The sequence below is a fragment of the Pseudomonas gessardii genome (genome assembly GCF_001983165.1).
Classification (GTDB): Bacteria; Pseudomonadota; Gammaproteobacteria; order Pseudomonadales; family Pseudomonadaceae; genus Aquipseudomonas; species Aquipseudomonas gessardii.
The window spans coordinates 451,151-469,961 of record NZ_MNPU01000001.1 but is presented as its reverse complement, the minus strand read 5'-3'; the positions used below and the strand labels follow the sequence as shown (position 1 = coordinate 469,961).

Genomic DNA, 18,811 nt, shown 5'->3' with positions numbered 1-18,811 from the left:
GCAGTGCGCATTGCTTACCTCGCAAATAGCCGGTGTATCGCGGTACCAGAGCGCTTGAATCGAGGCCCTCGGCAGGAGTCAGGGGCAATTCTGATTTCTTTTTCTGTGCAAGGGAACTTTTTTATTTTTCAAGGTCGCTGTGACTTTTCAGCCAGTAATGGTGAAACGATGGCCATTTTTGTGATGAAACTTGTGCGATTGGCGCCGGACTAATGGGTCATTGCGCTATAAACTGTGTCACACATTTTTTATTTTGTAGTTGGGAGCATCAATACATGCAACTGGGGATTATCGGACTAGGCCGCATGGGCGGGAATATTGCGCGCCGCTTGATGCTCAATGGGCATACCACCGTGGTCTACGACCGCAATGAAGCATTCGTCAAAGGCTTGAGCGACGAGGGCGCGACCGGTGTTACCGATCTGGCCGCCCTGGTCGCCGGCCTGCAAAAACCACGGGCCGTCTGGGTCATGTTGCCGGCGGGCGAGCCCACCGAAACCACGATCAACGACCTGAGCGAACTGATGGAACCCGGCGATGTGATCATCGACGGCGGCAACACCTTCTATAAGGATGACGTGCGTCGCGGCAAGGCCCTGGCGGAAAAAGGCCTGCACTACATCGATGTCGGCACCTCCGGTGGCGTGTGGGGCCTGGAACGCGGTTACTGCATGATGATTGGCGGCGACGCCGAGACCGTCAGGCACCTGGACCCGATCTTCGCCACCCTGGCCCCGGGCCTGGGCGATATCCCGCGCACCAAGGACCGCACCGCCACCGACGACCGTGCCGAGCGTGGCTACATCCACGCGGGCCCGGCTGGTTCCGGGCATTTTGTGAAGATGATCCACAACGGCATCGAATACGGCATGATGCAGGCCTTTGCCGAAGGCTTTGACATCCTCAAGACCAAGAATTCGGAAAACCTGCCGCCAGAACAGCGCTTCGACCTGAACGTGGCGGATATCGCCGAAGTTTGGCGTCGCGGCAGCGTCGTCTCTTCCTGGCTGCTGGACCTCACCGCCGATGCTCTGGCGACCGACCCCAAGCTCGACGGTTACTCAGGCTCCGTGGCTGACAGCGGCGAAGGGCGCTGGACCATCGAAGCGGCCATGGAGCAATCGGTGCCGGTGCCGGTGCTGTCCAACTCGTTGTTCGCCCGCTTCCGCTCGCGCCAGCAAAGCACTTACGGTGACAAACTGCTGTCGGCCATGCGCTTTGGCTTCGGCGGCCATGTGGAGACTTCCAAAAAATGACGGTCAACGGCAAGAAACCCAAGGCCGAACCCGCTCCACCCACTACCTTGTTCCTGTTTGGCGCCCATGGCGACCTGGTCAAGCGCCTGCTGATGCCGGCGCTGTACAACCTCAGTCGCGATGGCCTGCTGGGCGAGGGCCTGCGGATTGTCGGGGTGGATCACAACGCTATCAGCGATGCCGACTTCGCCAAGAAACTCGAAGACTTCATCCGCAGCGAAGCGGCGAGCAAGGTCAAGGGCAATGCCGAACATGCACTGGACCCACACTTGTGGGCCCAGTTGGCCAAGGGCATCAGCTACGTGCAGGGCGACTTTCTGGATGACGGCACTTATGCCGACATCGCCCGCAAAATCGCCGACAGCGGCACGGGCAACGCAGTGTTCTACCTGGCTACCGCGCCGCGCTTCTTCAGTGAAGTGGTGCAGCGCCTGGGGCGGGCCAACCTGCTGGAGGAAAGCCCCGAGGCTTTCCGCCGCGTGGTGATCGAAAAGCCATTTGGCTCCGACCTGGCCACGGCCGAGGCCCTGAACGCCTGCCTGCTCAAGGTCATGAGCGAGAAGCAGATCTACCGGATCGACCATTACCTGGGCAAGGAAACGGTGCAGAACATTCTGATCAGCCGTTTCTCCAACGTGTTGTTCGAGGCGTTCTGGAACAACCACTACATCGACCACGTGCAGATCACCGCTGCGGAAACGGTCGGTGTGGAAACCCGGGGCAGTTTCTTTGAAAACACCGGCACCCTGCGCGATATGGTGCCCAACCACCTGTTCCAGTTGCTGGCGATGATTGCCATGGAGCCGCCGGCGGCCTTTGGCGCCGACGCGGTGCGTGGCGAGAAGGCCAAGGTGATCGGGGCCGTGCGCCCCTGGTCGCCGGAAGATGCGCGGGCCAACTCGGTGCGTGGCCAGTACACCGCCGGCGAGATCGGCGGCAAGGCGCTGCCGGGCTACCGGGAAGAAGCCAATGTGGCCCCGGACAGCAGCACCGAGACCTTTGTGGCACTGAAGGTGATGATCGATAACTGGCGCTGGGTCGGCGTGCCGTTCTACCTGCGCACCGGCAAGCGCATGAGCGTGCGCGACACCGAAATCGTCATCTGCTTCAAGCCGGCGCCCTATGCGCAGTTCCGCGACACCGAGGTCGATGAAGTCAAGCCGACGTACCTGAAGATCCAGATCCAGCCCAATGAGGGCATGTGGTTCGACCTGCTGGCGAAAAAGCCCGGGCCGACCCTGGACATGGCCAACATCCAGCTGGGGTTTGCCTACAAGGACTTCTTCGAGATGCAGCCTTCCACCGGCTACGAAACCCTGATCTACGACTGCCTGACCGGTGACCAGACGCTGTTCCAGCGCGCGGACAACATCGAAAACGGCTGGCGTGCGGTGCAGCCGTTTCTCGATGCCTGGCAGGCAGACGACGGGATCCAGGCCTACAAGGCCGGCGAAGACGGCCCGGCGGCGGCCGATGAGCTACTGGCCCGCGATGGCCGCGCCTGGCATCGCCTCGGATGAGTGAAGACGCGATCCAACCCATCCGTTTTGTATTGAGTGATATGGACGGCACCTTGCTGTTGCCCGATCACAGTTTGAGCCAGCGCACTATTGATGCGGTGCGGGCATTGCGCGAGGCCGGGGTGTTTTTCAGCCTGGCCACCGGGCGGCCGCCCAGGGCCATGCTGCAGCAGATCGAAGCCCTGGGCGTCGATGTGCCCACGGCAGGGTTCAATGGCGGCACCTTGGTCAACCCCGATGGCAGCATCCTGGTTGCGCACCATTTGCCCGCAGAGGCGGCGTTGATCGCCTTGGCGCTGTTAAGCGATCAGCCAGAGGTGGAAATCTGGGTGTTTGCCGATGGCGACTGGCTGCTGCAAGACCCCACGGGTCCCATGGTGCCCCGGGAGCAGCACGGCTTGGGATATGCACCGGTGGTGGTGGAGAGTTTCGAGCCGGTCCTGGGGCGGATCGACAAGATCGTCGCGGCCAGCACCAATGCGGCGTTGCTGGTTGAGCTGGAGGCACAGTTGCAGCCCAAGGTCACGGGCCTGGCCCAGGTGTCGCGGTCGCAGCCGGTCTATCTCGATATCACGGCAATGCAGGCCAACAAGGGCGATGCCCTGAAAACCCTGGCCGCTCACCTTGGGGTGGCGCTGGAGCAGACGGCGGCTATCGGCGATGGCGGCAATGACCCGGCGATGTTCCAGGTGGCCGGGTTATCGATTGCCATGGGCCAGGCCGAAGAGGTGGTCAAGCGTCAGGCCGATGTGGTTACCGCCAGCAATGTCGAGGACGGCGCAGCCCAAGCGATTGAGCGGTTTATCCTTCACAGCCAGTAACTGACCGCGTACCAGCCCAGTACGCCCATCACCACGGTGTACGGCAGCGCCATCCACACCATGCGCCCGTAGGACAGGCGGATCAGCGGCGCAATCGCCGATGTCAGCAAAAACAGGAACGCCGCCTGGCCATTGGGCGTCGCCACGCTGGGCAGGTTGGTCCCGGTGTTGATCGCAATGGCCAGGGTCTCGAAATGCTCGCGGCTCATATGGCCGGATACAAACGCCTGCTTGACCTCGGTGATATAGATCGTTGCCACGAACACGTTATCGCTGATGGCTGACAGCAGGCCGTTGGCAATAAACAGCATGCCCGGTTGCTGTTCGGCGGGCAGGGCCAGCACCCATTGGATCAACGGGGTAAACAGCTGTTGGTCATGAATCACCGCGACCACCGCAAAAAACACCACCAGCAAGGCGGTAAAGGGCAGAGCGTCCTTGAAGGCGTTGCCGATGCGGTGCTCTTCGGTAATCCCGGTGAAGGCGGTGATCAGCACGATCACCAGCAGGCCGATCAAGCCCACCTCGGCGATATGAAAGGCCAGGCCGGCGATCAGGATCAGTGCGGCCAGGCCTTGGACAAGCAGCGCCGCCCGCTGGCGCGGGGTACGCTCGGCGTTGTCCTCACGGGCGTAGTTGGCCAGTACCTGGCGCACGTTGTCCGGCAGCAGGGTGCCGTAGCCAAACCAGCGCAGCTTTTCCAGCAGCACGCAGGTAACCAGGCCCGCCGCCAGCACTGGCAGCGAGACCGGGGCAATCTGTTGGAAAAACTGGCTGAAATTCCAGCCCATTTCGTGGCCGATCAACAAATTCTGCGGTTCGCCCACCAGGGTACACACGCCCCCCAGGGCAGTGCCAACGGCGCCGTGCATCAACAGGCTGCGCAGGAAGGCACGGAACTGCTCCAGGTCGGCGTGGTGCAAGGTGGGCAGGTGATGGTCGTCGCTGTACGCGCTGTCCTGGCGTGGATCATTGCCTGAAGCCACCCGGTGATACACCGAATAGAAGCCCACGGCGGCGCTGATAATCACCGCAGTCACGGTCAAGGCATCGAGAAAGGCCGACAGGAAAGCCGACAAGAAGCAGAACATCAACCCCAGCAGCGCCTTGGAGCGTACGCCCAGCAGCAGGCGTGAAAACAGAAATAGCAGCAAGTCCTTCATAAAGTAGATGCCGGCCACCATAAACATCAGCAACAGGATCACCGGGAAGTTATGCAGCAGCTCGTCGTACAGTGCCTGGGGCGTGGTCATGCGCAGCAACAGCGCCTCGACCATCAACAGGCCGCCGGGCATCAGTGGGTAGCAGTGCAGCGCCATGGCCAGGGTGAAAATAAATTGCGCCACCAGCAACCAGCCGGCCGCGACCGGGCCGAAAGCCCAGAGCACCAGGGGGTTGAGGATCAGGAACGCGAGGATGCTGGCCTTGTACCAACGGGGCGAGTGCCCAAGGAAGTTATGGGCGAAGGCCTGGGCCATTGAACCGGACATGGGGTGCTCCTGGGGGCGAGAAGCGCGCAAAGTGCCCGATGCCCACCGGAAGATCAAGTGAACATGGCCTGGCGGCTATATAAAGAAGAGCGAAACCAAAGTGTCAGGCATGCAAAACCCGTGGCGAGGATCGAACTCACGCGCCACGGGTTTAGTCGTCTTAACAAGTTGCAGCCAATATTAAGAAGCGACGGTATGTCGCAGTGGCTGCATTAACTTACTTGGGCATTGCCCAGGATTGAAGTTGATAACCTTCGCCATTGAGTTCGGCGCGGGCTTGCAGCAGCAGGGTTTCCAATTGTTTTGGGTCGGAATAAGTGCTGCAAGGAATCTGTTTGCGCCCGATGCGCTTTTCGGTGCGGTCAATCACGGTCAGGCTCAGTTCGCCAGTCCCGTCTTGTGGGGCCCAGGCCACGCAGTGAAAGGGTTGGAAAGCACGGTCTGCGATCAAAAGAGCTTCGTTGATACGGAGCGGGGCGTTCATGGGGTCTTCTCTCTAAGTGCCCAATCAAAAGATGTGCCGTCGGTTGGGCTTACCGTTCGGCTAGTACCTGTACTGATGCACGATGACAGGGTACGGGTCACATGTTAGAGCAAGAAAATTCAACTTTTCGTGATTAACGTCATGTAAGGCGTGATTTTGAAAGGTCAATGAAAGATTGAAGTCGCATGTATTGAGGGGGGCTGATCGCCAAATGCTGTATCGGTGATGGTTTTATCGCGAAACGATACAAGGGGAGTGTCAAGATCTTGCTAGGGTTATGAGCAGCTCGTCCAAACTGTTGTTTCTTAATAACTTTAATGATTTTGACGCCAAGGAACAGTCATGGTTGTTACACCAACCCTGCGTCGCTTGCTTGTGGTCGACCCTTGTGATGATTGCCACCAGTTATTGCCTGGTTTGCGGGCGGCTGGCTGGGATACCGACAGCTGTGCCCTGGAGGCCCTGGGCGAGCGGACCTGTGACGTCGGCTTGTTGCGCCTGCAGCCTTTTCACCTGCAGCGCCCCGAAGCGGTCAAGGAGCTGATCAGTCGCAGCGGCACGGAGTGGATTGCTGTGCTCAGCCCCGAGATGTTGCGCCTGCAGAATGTCGGCGACTTTGTGTGTGAATGGTTTTTTGACTTCCATACCTTGCCGTTCGACGTGTCGCGGGTCCAGGTCACCCTGGGGCGTGCCTTTGGCATGGCGAGGCTGCGAGGCAAAGGCGCGGCCCAGGTGAATGCGCCGGAACATGAGCTGTTGGGTGACAGCCGGCCGATCCGCGAGCTGCGCAAACTGCTGGCGAAACTGGCACCTACCGAGTCGCCGATTTTGATCCGTGGCGACAGCGGCACTGGCAAGGAGTTGGTGGCCAAGACCCTGCACCGCCAGTCCCAGCGCCACGCCAAGCCTTTTGTGGCGATCAACTGCGGGGCTATTCCAGAACACTTGATCCAGTCCGAACTGTTTGGCCATGAAAAGGGCGCCTTTACCGGCGCCCATCAACGCAAGATCGGGCGCATCGAGGCGGCCAATGGCGGCACCTTGTTCCTCGATGAAATCGGCGACCTGCCGCTGGAGTTGCAAGCCAACCTGTTGCGCTTTCTCCAGGAAAAACACATCGAGCGCGTCGGTGGTAGCCAGCCGATCCCTGTGGATGTGCGGGTATTGGCCGCGACCCACGTCGACCTGGAAGCCGCCATCGAGAAGGGCGCCTTCCGCGAAGACTTGTACTACCGGCTCAATGTCCTGCAAGTGATGACCGCGCCGCTGCGTGAGCGCCATGGCGATGTGGGCATGTTGGCCAATCATTTTTCCAGGTTCTACAGCCATGAGACCGGCCGCCGCCCGCGCAGCTTCAGCGAGGATGCCCTGATCGCCATGGGCAAGCATGCCTGGCCGGGTAATGTGCGCGAGCTGGCCAACCGGGTACGGCGCGGCCTGGTACTGGCCGAAGGGCGACAGATCGAAGCGGCCGACCTGGGCTTGCAAAGCCGGCAGGCCATCGTGCTGCCCATGGCGACACTGGAAGACTACAAGCACCGCGCCGAACGCCAGGCGCTGTGCGATGTGCTGAACCGGCATAGCGACAACCTGAGTGTCGCCGCCCGGGTGCTGGGGGTGTCCCGGCCCACCTTCTACCGGTTGCTGCACAAACACCAGATCCGCTAGGGCGGGTAAAAAAGCCCCGTCGCGACCCTTATCGCGGCGGGGCTTTTCCTTCTCTTGCGTTTAGAAGTAGTACGGGAATTTCAGGCTGAAGGTAAAGTCCGGCGCGTCATCCGTCATGCCGATGGCCAGGTTGGGCACAATCGTCAGGTTTTCGCTGGCGGCGATGGTCATGCCGACGTTGAAATAGCCGGCATTGGCGTCACTGGACACAATCGACTGCCAATCGCCATTGTCGGGCTTGAGCTTGCTCTTGCGCTGGATCAAGTCAGACACCGAGAACGACATACTCATACGCTCGTTCAAGGCAAACGCCACGCCAACCCCGAACTGGAAGCTGTCGCCCAGGCGGACCTTGCCGCCGACTTTTTCGTTGACCGTCGAGCTGATGTCGTCAAACGAGTCCTCGAAGTTGTGGGTGTAGGAGAGTGAGCCGAACAGCACCGCCGGATCGAAAGTCTTGACCAGGGAGATCCCCGGGGTAATCGACCAGACGCCGTTGCCGGTCGGCAAGTTCTCCGGCACATAGAGATTGGTATTGGAGGGCGAGCGCACCAGTTTGATCCCGAACGGTTCCTTGCCGGTTGGCGCCTTGACCCGTACCGACACCACGGCATCGGGCATCGTTGCCGACTCGTCGAGGAACTTGTAGGCAATCCCGAAGTTGACATCGCCGATGGTGGGATCGCGGCTGACCGATTCCTCGGAAGTTGCCGTGCCCGAGCCGCCATTTGCGCCACCGGACTGATAGGTCGATTCGCGGTACACCACCGGCACGTTGACATCGAACTGCCAACGGTTATCGACGTTATAGCGGCCCGTCAGGTCCAGGGTCCAGTTATCGGCCTTGATGCGGTCCAGGTTGATATTGCCCAGGAAGATCGAGTCCAGCGCCAGGAAGCCATTGAGGGTCAATTGCCGGGCATCGTAGCGGGCGTAAGTAATGCCCGTCTCAACGCTGAACTTGCCATTGCCGAAGAAGCCGCTGGCCTCGTTATAGAGGTTGCTGACACTTTGTGCCGGGGCCGAATCATCCTTGAGCGCCTGCCCATAGGAGCTGCCGCCGGCGGCCACGGTACTGCCACTTTGCTTGAAGTCGGCTGGCGACTTGGCCAGGCGCTTGGGCGCAGGTGTCGCGGGCTGGTCTTCTACCTGGCGTACCCGTTGTTCCAGGACCGCCAGGGCTTTTTGCTGTACTTCATAGCGTTGCTTGAGTTCCAGAAGTTCCTGTTTGAGGGTTTCGATATCGGCGTCTGGCGCTGCGTACAACAAACTCGCTGGCAAGATCGTACTTAAACAAACAGCGGCGCGTAGCGATAACGTTCGATGCATGAAATAAGCCGTCCTTTTCTAATGCGTAAGTGTCGAGGGTCAGCGTAGTTCAATAACCGAGCGTGCGTAGGCCCTTGAGTTGATCCAGATTACAGTTCAAAGCCACGTTGTTTAGACCGTTATTACCCAGCACAACATTGAGTTGGGTCATGTTGTTTACGAAGTTACTGTTGCCTTGCAAAATCGTGCCTTGCAGAACATTACCGCCGCCGATTTGCTGTACGGCGCTGCCCTGATTATGGTTGGCCTGGATCGCCATCTGCAGGCCGCCGTTATTGGCCGAGACACTGACCTTGCCGGCGGCGCTATTGCCGGAGATAGAACCACCGGCGACCAGTACCTGGCCCGACTGCACCAGATTGGCGGGCGCCAGGCCGTTTTCACTGACATTGATCCCGACGTTGTTATAGGCGGTATTGCCATCGCCAGCGGCGCGGACAGTTTGTGTCACGCCGCTGCCGGTACCCAGCCCGGAGCCGCCGATGACCGTGCCGGTGCCCGTGGGACGGTCGCCGCCCTTGCCGGTTTCCCCGGTGGTCTGCACGTAGAACTGCGGCGTGATGGTGGAGGCGTCGATCTGCATGTTGGCCTTGACGGTGCTGGTATCACCGGCGGCGTTGGTCCAGGTGGTGCTCATCACGATGCCGAAGCTGACAATCCGCCCCGGCATCACGAAACGGCCGCGCAGTTGGGCCAGTTCCGCGTCATTCATTTCAATCGGCTTGAACGCCGAGGCTGCATAAGCGGGCATTGAGGCTGCCAGGCACAGGACCGTCAGCCAACGGTAAGTGTTCATCATCTGCTCCTGGAGCTTCCTGCTCCTGATGGCGCTTCTAGAAGAAGTCGCTCTGGATGAAACCGAAGTCCATCAGCTCGGCATCGCCCACGGGCCGGAACTCGTTCATTTTGCTCTTGGCGGTCAACGGTATCGGCGGGTCGAGCAGGGCGTTGGCCTTGTCGTAGCCTTCACCGAGCACGGCGAACACGATGCCATTCCATCCGGCGAGGAAATCGTCCCGCGAGTAACGCTTGTTGCCCAGTACCGGGTCGCCGATATAGATCCAGTCTTTCTCGGCACGTTGCATCACCACAAAGTGCTTGTAGCCACGGATATCCAAGAGCACCACCACCGGGATCTTCACCGTGGTCAGGGTGTCCGGCCCGATCTTGTAGCCCCGGGCCCGCATGCCGATGCTTTCGAGGTAGCGCTTCATATCCAGCATGGAAAAGCCCTGGGTGCGTACCAGGTCCTGGTCGGCGTTGACCAGCATGCCCTTGATGACGTGTTCTTCATCGACATCCAGCCAATAGCCCTGGCGCAGGATGGTGGCCAGTGCTGCGGCCCCGCAGCTGAAATCGGTTTTTTGTTCCACCAGGTTGGCGAACCGCCGCTCGCGGATGCTCTCGACCTTCTTGAAGACCAGCGCACCGCCAGGCATGGCGGAAATCGCCATTTGCCCTGCCCAGGACGGGCCGGTGAGCATTAACAGCAGGCACAAGGTCGCGAGGCGCATGATCGAATGACCTGTTGGACACGGGAATAAAAAAGGGCCTTGTTGCCAAGGCCCTCTGCGTCAGATCAGAAGCGTACGCCGCTGCCCGCTGCGCACTGGGTGCAACCGCTGCCCAGGGACAGGGAGTTGGATTGCTGGTTGCCAGAGCCCGCAGACACGTTGATGCCGAGGTTGCCGGAAGCTTTGTTGCCCGAGTTGTTCAAAGAAGCATCGTTGGTAACATAGGTCTTGCCCCAGTTGCCGTAGCCTTTGCCGGCCGATGCGGTGTTGAGGAAGGTGTTGTTCAGCGATTCCTGGCTGGTGGCGGCCACAGCGACAATGTTTTTGCCGTCAGCGGTCACGATAGCCGTGCTGTTGGCCTGTTGGTTGCCTTGACCTGCGGTGACACTGACACCCACGTTACCGGAGCTGTCGTTGACCGAGTCGTTGGCCGACGCGTCGTTTTGCGTGCCTTTGTTGGTAAATTTGTTGCTCTTGGAGGTTTGATCTGCGATGGCCACTGCAAAGACCTCAAGAGCGTCTTTAGCAGCACTGCTGGCGATGCTAGCGCTATTGGCTTGTTGGTTACCGCTGCCTGCCGCGACGTTGCCACCCAGGTTACCGTCGCTGCCGTTCAGCGATTTGTTGACGGAGGCATCGTTCTTGGTTTTGGTGTCGTCGAACTTGTTGTCTTTGCTCAGTTGAGTACTGTCCACGACCGCAGCGACGGTGCCTGTGGGTTTAGGAGTTGGTTTCCACTTATCACTATCGGCTTGTGCAGCAACAGCCATGAGCGCAGCCAGAGCAAAAACCAGTGGTTTGAGAGCCATTGTAGGTTTCATGGTGTATCTCCTTGCTTCTAATTGGTTGGTTAAGTGTTGGTACGGTCTTGCAAACACCGATCAAGCGCTTACTTGATCGTGATACCCAGGGTGTTAGCCACACGGTTCCCCACCCCTGCACTCTGATTCACCTGGACCACTCCACGGCTGCCGGTGAAGGCCTGGTCGCTGGTCACGACCTGGCGGCTGCCAGTGGTAGAGGCGGATCGGGAGTCTGGTAGCAGCGTCATGTTCTGTTGCGACAGGACGCTGTCATCGATGCTTTGCGGGCCAGGGTTGATACTGATCCGCACGGCATTGATTGCCTGGTTGTTGGCCCCGGCCGACTGGTTGACACCCAGTACACCGTTGCCGTTGCTGAACGATGAGCCCTGGATCGCTGCACTGGCATTCAGGGCCGGGTCGACCTTGCCGGCGAGCCGCTGCACCAGTGCGTCAGTGGCTTGGCCACCCACCGCGATTGCGCGGCTATTGATCTGTTGTTGCTGGTTGCCGGCGGCCTGATTGACAGAGGCGACGCCGCTGTACTGCTGGCCGGAACTGTCGATCAGCGCATGATTGTTACTGTCGGCCAGCGCGCTGGTGCAGCCGAGGAGGGCGAGGATCAGCCATGCGTGCTTCATTTCTGGCCTCCCATCAGGCTACCGAGGTTGTTCAGCGGGGCCATGCCACGCTGGATCGTCCCGCTGATCTGTCCGCCCAGGCTGCTGCCGCCGCTATGGCCCGCCGCCGCGCCGGCACCCAAACCGGAGGCGCTACTGCCATGGGGGGTGCCCAAGCCGGGGAGGGTGCCATTGGGCAGGATGGAGCGTGTGATGCTTGACCCGCTGCTGACCCCGGCGAAGTCGTTATCGTTGAGTTCGCCGTTAGCCGTGGCGCGCAGAATCTGCGTGCCAGGATTGGCATTGGCCGTAGAGGGATAAGGGTCCGGGCCGAAGGAGGAACGCCCGGCCATATGGCCTTGGACGTTGCGCCCGGTGACGATCACGCCGTTTTCGGCCAGGGCCGGCACGCTCACACTGGCGCTGAGTACACAGCTGATCAGCAGCAGGCTCAGCGAGCCTTGATTGAGAGTTGCCACGGCATCATTCCTTGTTTTGTAGCGCTGACCCTAAACAGCGCTGCAAGGCATAGAGCAGAAGCTGTGCCGCTTTTTATATTGTGTTCTTTTTCAAGGAGTTGGGATTGTTGGCAGGGCGGACGTAGGCCCCGGTGTATCAGGCATGAAACAGGGCGCTACCCAATGACCAGCGCCTGGCCTGTTTCAGCCATGCAACACTCTTGATGACGAACCGATGAATCCGCCGCCACAGGGGCGTTGCGCAGGGAGGGGTGTTTCAAAAGTGGACATTGCGACGCGCACAGAGGTCGCGCCCGGTACTGCCCAAGGCGCTGTCTTTGCGTCGCTCAGGTCTTGGGCGTTTTACGCGGTATCGCGTTGAGCACGGTGTTGCCATCCTGGTTCTGGGTCAGGTAGACCGGCAGGACCTTGGGCAGGGAGGACACCAGGTGGGTGACTTCATGGATATCGTAGATCCCGCCAATACGGATGTTGCCGGTACCGGTATCGGCCAGCATCACTGGTTTGCTCAGGTAGCGGTTGATCAGCGGCAAGGCATCCACCAGCGCCAGGTTGTCGAGGATCAACTTGCCCCGACGCCAGGCCAGTGCCGGGTCATGGGGGGAGAACGCCTGCAACTGCGGTTGCGCATCACCCCGGTTGTAACTGGCCTGCATGCCGGGTGTCAGGCTCAGGCCGCTGTGGCTGGCATCGCTGCTGATCTTCACCGAGCCTTCCAGCAACATGACCCGCACCTGATCGTCGTACTTCCAGACGTTGAACTGGGTGCCGGTCACCCGGATCTGCCCTGCGCCGACGTGGAGCACGAACGGGTGTTCACGGTCATGGCTGACGTTGAAGAACGCCTCACCTTTTTTCAGGGTGGCCCGGCGTTCATGCTTATAGTTGCTGTAGACCAGCTCGGTGCCCAGGTTCAGCTCCACTTCGCTGCCATCGGCCAGTGTCACTTGGCGCAGGCCACTGGTGGCGTCGTAATGCTCATAGGAACTGGGCAGCCAACCCGCTTCCCAGCCAGTGAAGGCGGCCAGAGGCAGAGCCAGCAACGAGATGGCGGCGGCCACGGCATAGGTGCGCCAGCGGCGGGTCGGTGTGACTTGCGCTAGCGGCGGGGCCGTTTCGCTGCTGCGCGGCAAATGGTCGGCCACCTCCCAGACTTCCAGCATGGCCGCATATTCAAAGGCATGCAGGGGATGCGCATCGTGCCACTGTTCAAACGCCTGGCGCTCGGCCGCCGTGCAATCAAAAGCGTGCAGGCGCATACACCAGTGCGCAGCGGCATCGGTGATTGCGTCATAGTCGGCTTCTGAAAGGGGCTGTTCGGTCATTGGTGCTTCCTGATTTCCTACATTCTAACCTTCCCGGCAGGGTGCCGAGAACCGCCATCATGGCGTATGAGCATCAATGTGGAACTAATTCAGCCTGCAAACACCCTAAAAATCTGGATCTGTAAGTCATTCTCGCTAACGGAGTAAGAACATGCTGAAGAAAACCCTCACCACCCTGCTTGCCACTGCCACCTTGCTCGGCGCCGGAGCCGCCCTGGCCGACAAGCCAGGAGCCGGCTGGATCACCATCGAAAAAGCCATCGAAACCGCCAAGACCAAGGCCGGTTACATTGAGGTCTACCAGGCCGAAGCGGACGACAATGGCTACTGGGAAGTCAAAGGCCGCAAGGCTGACGGTGTGGTCTATGAAGTACGCATCGACGGCGCCTCGGGCAATGTGCTGCGCGACCAGAAGGACTGACCCCGGCGATCAGTTTATCGACTCCCTTCGACTGGAGGGCACTGGGTCCAACTGGCGGCCCAGGTGACTGATCAGGAACGCCACCGAGTCGGCATTGTCCAGCATCGTGTCGACTCGCCTGGCCAGGTTGCTCATGAAAATCCCCCGCGCGTTGCTCAAATCCACGCCCCCGGTGGTGCGCAGTATCTGATTTTTGATGTGCCCGGTTTCAGGGGTCGCTCCAAGGTCACGCCAGAAGGTGCCACTGATATCGGGGAACTTGAACAGTTGGGTGATGGGGGTTTTGCGCGAGTAGCTCTGGTCCTGGTAGCTTTTCTGGGAATCCGACAGGGTGCGCCCGGCCTGTGTCAGTGTCTCGATCAGATCGGAAAACGGCATCACCGAGTTCAGGTAGGCGGCATCGGTTGTCATCGCCACCACATGGCTCATCTCATGGATCAACATCGTCGCTCGCGCATGAGCCGCCCGGTCGAAATAATCCGGCAGGCGATTGTCATAGTCGCTCAACGGCGGCGTAAAGAAGTGTTCGGTCAGGTAAAACCGTCGCTGCGGATCATTGTCGATGACAAACCCCCAATTCTGTTGTGGGTCCGATCGATGGGAGCCCACGACGAAGCGCTTTGAATCGATTGTAGACAGCGTCGGATCCAGCAGGCCGGCGAGGATCAGGTCGACAATGCGGTGTAGCTTTTGCACCAGAATGGGATCTATTTCTTGCGGGCCATGATCCGGCTCGATGTCAATGCCAAAAAACTCATTGATGAAGCGATGGATCCGCGTCACAGGGGCTATTCCCGGCTCCAGCAATCCCAGGTTCAACTTGCAGTTCTGCACATAAAACGTCGCCAGGTCGATCGCTTCCACGATCATTCGCGCCCGTTGTGGATACAGCGCACGAATCGCCTGCATGCCAACCGCCTCGATGTTCATCATCTGGCGTGCCACAGTGCGAACTTCTGAGCGGTCCTGCAGGCGGCCATAAGCCTGGCCAAAGCGCGCGATGTGGTTGCGCGTATCGACCACCCATTGCCCCAGGGTATTGCGCCACACAAACGGGCCGTTTTGCTGCTCCGTCGCAATGCGCCAGAACGCGCCAAGGGGGTTGACCTGATACACCTTGCCAGCCATGGGAATGTAGGACGCAGCGTTATGCTGGTATATCCCCTTCAGGGCGTTGTGCTTGAGGTTGACCAGCGCCACATCGTGCACTTCGCTGGGCGACAGCACGGTGCGTTCAGGGGTGGTGATGTCCAACGGCCAGTTCATAGAGGGCAACGGTGCAGGGGGTGTTTCTTCTATCGGCTCCAGGATGAGCGACTTTGCTTGCTGCAAGGCCTGGCCAACTGCGGCCATTTGCGCAACGCCGTCGATAAACGCCTGCAAGGCCCGGCGCCAATGATGGTCTTGCAAGGCCTCGGCGGACTCGGTGAACAGGGAAATGCTCTGCCAGATCGCCCAGGGCAACGCCAGCTTGCCAGGCAAAAAGCCGATCACCCGGCCAACCGAACCACTGAATACCTGCTTGATGGTTTCCCATTCCTCTTCAGCCCCGCTGATCGATTGGGTGCCCAGCAACTTCAGAAGCAACTGCCGGTTGTCGTCGAACAGTTGGCTGAACAGGTTGCCCTGGATCGGATTGAATCCCAGGGTGCTGGCCAGCAAGTTCCGATCCGTAGCGTCCTGGGGCGCGGGCAGGCGCTTGAGCACACAGTCTTGCAGGGCACCGGGCCGGTTCAGGGCCTCCAGGAACTGCGCTTCGCTCTCGAACTCGGTAAAGATCAAGGTCGGATGATAAGGCGCATACAACACCTGCACCCCCTGGCGCCCGGCGCCAATGAGGTACAAGCCCAGGGCAGTTGCTGGCGTAGCGCCGGCCGTGGCAATCAACTCCAGGGGCCTGACCCTGGCCGTCGTGCCCATGACCGCTGCGCGGGCAATGGCGTCTGGCATATCGACCGCCTGCTGGATCAGGTCAAAGCCCCGTTCTGACAGGCGCTCCTGTAGCTTGAGGGCGTGGGCGTGCTGTAACAGCTGCCAGGGCACTTGCTGGCTGAAGTCCTTCAGGCGTCGCTCGAAACCGGGGTGGGTGGCAGACAAGTGCTCAGCCAGATAGGCCTGATAATCATCGTGGGTTTTCAACTGCAACAGCATCTGGCGCACCACGTTCTCGGTCAGGCTGGGGGCCGTGCAGACCACATCAAACCCGGCGGCTTGCAGGCTGGCGGGGTTCATGGCGAAGTCCAGCAGGCCCTGGCGCTGACTGGCCAGGGTCAGCCTGGGCACAATCGCCACATCCGCAGCAAAGACTGAATAATCGACGAGCATAGCGTTGAGGCGGTCCGCCACGTGCTGACGCAGTGGCTGAAGTTCATCCAGATAATCCCGGCCATGCAGGGTATTGATGCGGTATTGCTCGAGGATTTCCGCCTGGCGTTGCTGCTCCCGGGGAGGCGCCGCTCCCAGCCCGTCCGGTAGGGAGTGCCGCAGTTCTGCCAGCCGGGCAATAGCCGCCGCACGCTGGAGGTTATTGACCGGGAGCTTTTTGCGCACCTGCCCCAGTACCTGGAGCAATGACTGCGCTTTGGCCTTGAGCCCCAGGGTGTGTTGGCGCTGGGCGATGTACTGATTGATCCACGACTGCTGGCACTCCTGCAGGGCGGGTTCTTTTATCAACTGCAACGGCCCCGGCTCATAGCATTGATGGGGCAGGCGCGCAGGGGCGGCCAGGTTTTCCAGCAGGCTCAAGCGTCGGGTTGGGCTGCGTAGCCGATGCGCCAGGGTATTGTTCAGGGCACTGACCGAGGCGAAGACTTCCACGCCAGCGGCCGGCGTCCATAACACGGCGTGTCCAGAATGATGCGGGTCGAGACCTCCGCGCTCGGTGAGCACAAAACAGTTGGCCAGGCGATGCAGGGTGGTTTGGCCATTCACCCGCACCGACAGGGTGAATGCATCCGGCGTAAAGCCTTTCAATGTACGGCGCCGCTCAGGCGTGGCGTTATCCGGGCTCAACACTGTCTGCAGGATCTGGATATCACGCTCGTCGAGGGTTTTATCCAGCCCCCTGAGGCGCGCTTCCTCCAGAATCCCTACAGACATGCTGTGTATCAACTTGGGCAGCGCAGCTTCCAGGCCGGCGCGGGGGATCTGTGCGATCGTCTGGAGGTTCAGGCCAAGCAGCCAGTGCTCCACCATGGCATTGAGTCGGTCAATGCTCAGCTCCAGCCGTTTACTCGCCTGGCCGCGGATCCGTGGCCCGTACACCGCGTACTCCGGTGTGACCGGGATGGCCTGTGCCTGGCCGATCAGGCGGGCGATGCAATGCTCCAGCACGCTCTGGCTGGCCCGTGGCGTGCGTCGCTCCTGATCGTCGGCATGGCCTGCATAGCGGTTGATGTAAAGGTCTTGCGGGTTCAGCGGCAGCACGGTAGAGGTGCTGAACGTTGCACGCAGTTGGTCGGCAATTACCGTCTCAAGGCTGGGGATCAGCGCCAGCAGGCTAGCCAGCGCATTCTCCACGCTGTGCAGTTGGCGGAGGGTCAGGCGCGCCTTTTCTGCGGGCACCGACGGGGCGGCCGGGTGCGTGCTCCAGCGTCCCTTGGCGTCCAATGCCAGCAACCGATGGTCAAGCAGGGCACGGATATCCAGGCCGTGATCGAGCAGGGCATAGGCATCCATCGTCCCTTGATGGCGTCGGTAAACATCCAGGCAGTATTCGAGGTTCTGCTGCTGCTTGGCGATGATGTCTTCAAGCAAGCGCTTGAACACCGGGCCACTGAAGGGGGCCGGACTGAACTGCGGCTGTTGAAAACCGACAAACCGCGCGCGTTCCTCCAGGGCCAGGAAACCGAAGAAGTCATCTTCATGCCCGCGTGCCCCCACCATGGCCCTGAGTGTTGCCTGCAGGTCGCTGTAGTCCTTGAGTACCTGCAAACCCTTGGACTGGGTATAGAGAAAGGCCGCGCTGTTGGTGATGACCAGCGTACTGGCCAGTTCGACGTAATGGGGGTAGTGCTCCCACAGGCGGACTTTTTCGATAGCGAGTGTGGCGCGACGCTCGGCGGGCAGGTAGAGGGCGTCCAACTGTTGCCACTGTTCAGCCGAAATCACCTCTTCCTGGCGTTTGAACAACAAATCGACCCGGGATTTATCACTCATGGCCTGGGCAAAGTACTCACGCCTTGAGCCGCCGGCTGCCAGATGGCTGTTCCAGTAGGTCTCAAGTGAGTTGCGCAGGAACAGAGGCAACTGCTGGGCGGCTTGTTTGATGCCGTCCTCCCAGTGGGTTTGCGCTTGCGTCTGGGTGGCGGCCACCTGTGGGTTCAGAAAAACTCGGCGCAGGCCAACCGGCCAGGACTGTTGCCGGTAATACAGCAACAAGGCATCGCGCAACAACAGCGCATTCACCCACCGGTCCTGGTCCGTGGGGGAGGTGGCCAGGGCGTAGAAAAACACATGGGTCTTGCGCTGGTCGATGTTCGCCAGGGATGTGCGCAAGGTACTGGCCAGCAGTTGATCCAGCAGGGTTTCCATCAACGGCAACTTGCCCAGTTCATCAAGCATGACCTGGACATTCAGGTGCTGGTAACGCTCGATACAGGCCTTTTGTTCGTCGAAGACATTGCCCTCGATCAGTTGCCGCGTGAGGCTTGAACCTGCCGCAAAGGTAAAGCCGGCCCGCTGGTCAATGGCCAGGAAATGCAGGAGTTCGCGCTGTTTCTGAGCGTCGCGCAGGCGGCTTTCCAGCGTGTGTATCAACTGTTCATAGTCACTGAATTTTTCCAGGCCGGTCACTGGGCCATAGAAAAAAACCGAACTGTAGCTGCCCTGCGAACCCATCACGAATGCCCCCGCCAGCTCAAGCGGTTGCTGCTCGGGGCGGTTGATCAGCAAGCGTTCGGCGATCATCGGCGGCGACTGCGCCTTGCGCCCGGCCGCGTTGGCAAAGAACAGGTTGCGCAAGAAACTCCGGTCAAGGTCGGTGATACCGCGATGGCGCTCGCGGGCACTCAAGTGTTTGGCCAGGCGCATGGCCTCGGGGAAGAAATAGGGGGGTTGCAGGTCGTCCATCGCAAAGGCTC

At 60.1% G+C, this 18,811-nt stretch carries 15 protein-coding genes; 5 read left to right on the top strand and 10 right to left on the bottom strand.

What is annotated here, in order from left to right; translation table 11 throughout:
• Positions 1-275 precede the first annotated feature (275 nt).
• Genes gnd through BLL38_RS01885 form a run of 3 tightly spaced genes read left to right on the top strand, consistent with a single transcriptional unit; the run spans position 276 to position 3,597 of the window.
• A complete protein-coding gene (gene gnd, locus BLL38_RS01895) occupies positions 276-1,256 on the top strand; it encodes a phosphogluconate dehydrogenase (NAD(+)-dependent, decarboxylating) (protein WP_076961063.1) in 981 nt (326 codons plus the stop codon).
• A complete protein-coding gene (zwf, locus tag BLL38_RS01890) occupies positions 1,253-2,776 on the top strand; it encodes a glucose-6-phosphate dehydrogenase (protein WP_076961062.1) in 1,524 nt (507 codons plus the stop codon). The genes gnd and zwf overlap by 4 nt, the downstream gene beginning before the upstream one ends.
• Positions 2,773-3,597 (top strand): Cof-type HAD-IIB family hydrolase, encoded by an 825-nt coding sequence (locus BLL38_RS01885; RefSeq protein ID WP_076961061.1) that lies wholly within the window; start codon positions 2,773-2,775, stop codon positions 3,595-3,597. The genes zwf and BLL38_RS01885 overlap by 4 nt, the downstream gene beginning before the upstream one ends.
• Here BLL38_RS01885 and nhaB read toward each other — a convergent pair.
• The gene (nhaB, locus tag BLL38_RS01880; protein WP_076961060.1) at positions 3,585-5,087 is read right to left on the bottom strand and encodes a sodium/proton antiporter NhaB; all 1,503 of its coding nucleotides are present in this window, start codon (positions 5,085-5,087) and stop codon (positions 3,585-3,587) included. The two genes, BLL38_RS01885 and nhaB, sit on opposite strands and share 13 nt — an antisense overlap.
• 217 nt (positions 5,088-5,304) lie before the next feature.
• On the bottom strand, positions 5,305-5,571 hold the full coding sequence (locus BLL38_RS01875) for a hypothetical protein (RefSeq protein ID WP_029291472.1): 267 nt from the start codon (positions 5,569-5,571) through the stop codon (positions 5,305-5,307).
• A 342-nt stretch (positions 5,572-5,913) separates the two neighbouring features.
• Here BLL38_RS01875 and BLL38_RS01870 point away from each other — a divergent pair, with 342 nt between their 5' ends.
• Positions 5,914-7,239: a sigma-54 dependent transcriptional regulator gene (locus tag BLL38_RS01870; protein WP_076961059.1), complete on the top strand. Its 1,326-nt coding sequence runs from the start codon at positions 5,914-5,916 to the stop codon at positions 7,237-7,239.
• A 60-nt stretch (positions 7,240-7,299) separates the two neighbouring features.
• Here the strand turns inward: BLL38_RS01870 and BLL38_RS01865 are convergent, their stop codons facing one another.
• From BLL38_RS01865 to BLL38_RS01835, 7 genes are all read right to left on the bottom strand, one after another.
• Complete coding sequence (locus BLL38_RS01865; RefSeq protein WP_076961058.1) at positions 7,300-8,568, bottom strand: hypothetical protein; 1,269 nt, start codon at positions 8,566-8,568, stop codon at positions 7,300-7,302.
• Between the two features lie 49 nt (positions 8,569-8,617).
• On the bottom strand, positions 8,618-9,364 hold the full coding sequence (locus BLL38_RS01860; protein ID WP_076961057.1) for a hypothetical protein: 747 nt from the start codon (positions 9,362-9,364) through the stop codon (positions 8,618-8,620).
• Positions 9,365-9,401: 37 nt separating this feature from the next.
• On the bottom strand, positions 9,402-10,082 hold the full coding sequence (locus tag BLL38_RS01855) for a C39 family peptidase (protein WP_076961056.1): 681 nt from the start codon (positions 10,080-10,082) through the stop codon (positions 9,402-9,404).
• A gap of 65 nt (positions 10,083-10,147) precedes the next feature.
• Complete coding sequence (locus BLL38_RS01850) at positions 10,148-10,903, bottom strand: hypothetical protein (RefSeq protein ID WP_076961055.1); 756 nt, start codon at positions 10,901-10,903, stop codon at positions 10,148-10,150.
• A gap of 68 nt (positions 10,904-10,971) precedes the next feature.
• Positions 10,972-11,526, bottom strand: a complete 555-nt coding sequence (locus BLL38_RS01845) for an adhesin (RefSeq protein WP_076961054.1) — start codon at positions 11,524-11,526, stop codon at positions 10,972-10,974.
• The gene (locus tag BLL38_RS01840) at positions 11,523-11,984 is read right to left on the bottom strand and encodes a hypothetical protein (protein WP_076961053.1); all 462 of its coding nucleotides are present in this window, start codon (positions 11,982-11,984) and stop codon (positions 11,523-11,525) included. The genes BLL38_RS01845 and BLL38_RS01840 overlap by 4 nt, the downstream gene beginning before the upstream one ends.
• Before the next feature lie 326 nt (positions 11,985-12,310).
• Complete coding sequence (locus BLL38_RS01835) at positions 12,311-13,309, bottom strand: FecR family protein (RefSeq protein ID WP_076961052.1); 999 nt, start codon at positions 13,307-13,309, stop codon at positions 12,311-12,313.
• A 151-nt stretch (positions 13,310-13,460) separates the two neighbouring features.
• On the opposite strand from BLL38_RS01835, the gene BLL38_RS01830 reads away from it, so the two are divergent.
• Entirely contained in the window at positions 13,461-13,730 is a 270-nt protein-coding gene (locus tag BLL38_RS01830) for a PepSY domain-containing protein (RefSeq protein ID WP_076961051.1), read from the top strand.
• A gap of 9 nt (positions 13,731-13,739) precedes the next feature.
• Here the strand turns inward: BLL38_RS01830 and BLL38_RS01825 are convergent, their stop codons facing one another.
• Positions 13,740-18,800, bottom strand: coding sequence for a dermonecrotic toxin domain-containing protein (locus BLL38_RS01825; RefSeq protein WP_076961050.1), 5,061 nt, complete (start codon positions 18,798-18,800; stop codon positions 13,740-13,742).
• Between the last annotated feature and the right edge of the window lie 11 nt (positions 18,801-18,811).

Excerpts from the sequence above, each read along its gene's own strand:
- gnd (WP_076961063.1), top strand. The coding sequence starts at position 276 with ATGCAACTGGGGATTATCGGACTAGGCCGCATGGGCGGGAATATTGCG.
- zwf (WP_076961062.1), top strand. The coding sequence starts at position 1,253 with ATGACGGTCAACGGCAAGAAACCCAAGGCCGAACCCGCTCCACCCACT.
- BLL38_RS01885 (WP_076961061.1), top strand. The coding sequence starts at position 2,773 with ATGAGTGAAGACGCGATCCAACCCATCCGTTTTGTATTGAGTGATATG.
- nhaB (WP_076961060.1), bottom strand. The coding sequence starts at position 5,087 with ATGTCCGGTTCAATGGCCCAGGCCTTCGCCCATAACTTCCTTGGGCAC.
- BLL38_RS01875 (WP_029291472.1), bottom strand. The coding sequence starts at position 5,571 with ATGAACGCCCCGCTCCGTATCAACGAAGCTCTTTTGATCGCAGACCGT.
- BLL38_RS01870 (WP_076961059.1), top strand. The coding sequence starts at position 5,914 with ATGGTTGTTACACCAACCCTGCGTCGCTTGCTTGTGGTCGACCCTTGT.
- BLL38_RS01865 (WP_076961058.1), bottom strand. The coding sequence starts at position 8,568 with ATGCATCGAACGTTATCGCTACGCGCCGCTGTTTGTTTAAGTACGATC.
- BLL38_RS01860 (WP_076961057.1), bottom strand. The coding sequence starts at position 9,364 with ATGAACACTTACCGTTGGCTGACGGTCCTGTGCCTGGCAGCCTCAATG.
- BLL38_RS01855 (WP_076961056.1), bottom strand. The coding sequence starts at position 10,082 with ATGCGCCTCGCGACCTTGTGCCTGCTGTTAATGCTCACCGGCCCGTCC.
- BLL38_RS01850 (WP_076961055.1), bottom strand. The coding sequence starts at position 10,903 with ATGAAACCTACAATGGCTCTCAAACCACTGGTTTTTGCTCTGGCTGCG.
- BLL38_RS01845 (WP_076961054.1), bottom strand. The coding sequence starts at position 11,526 with ATGAAGCACGCATGGCTGATCCTCGCCCTCCTCGGCTGCACCAGCGCG.
- BLL38_RS01835 (WP_076961052.1), bottom strand. The coding sequence starts at position 13,309 with ATGACCGAACAGCCCCTTTCAGAAGCCGACTATGACGCAATCACCGAT.
- BLL38_RS01830 (WP_076961051.1), top strand. The coding sequence starts at position 13,461 with ATGCTGAAGAAAACCCTCACCACCCTGCTTGCCACTGCCACCTTGCTC.
- BLL38_RS01825 (WP_076961050.1), bottom strand. The coding sequence starts at position 18,800 with ATGGACGACCTGCAACCCCCCTATTTCTTCCCCGAGGCCATGCGCCTG.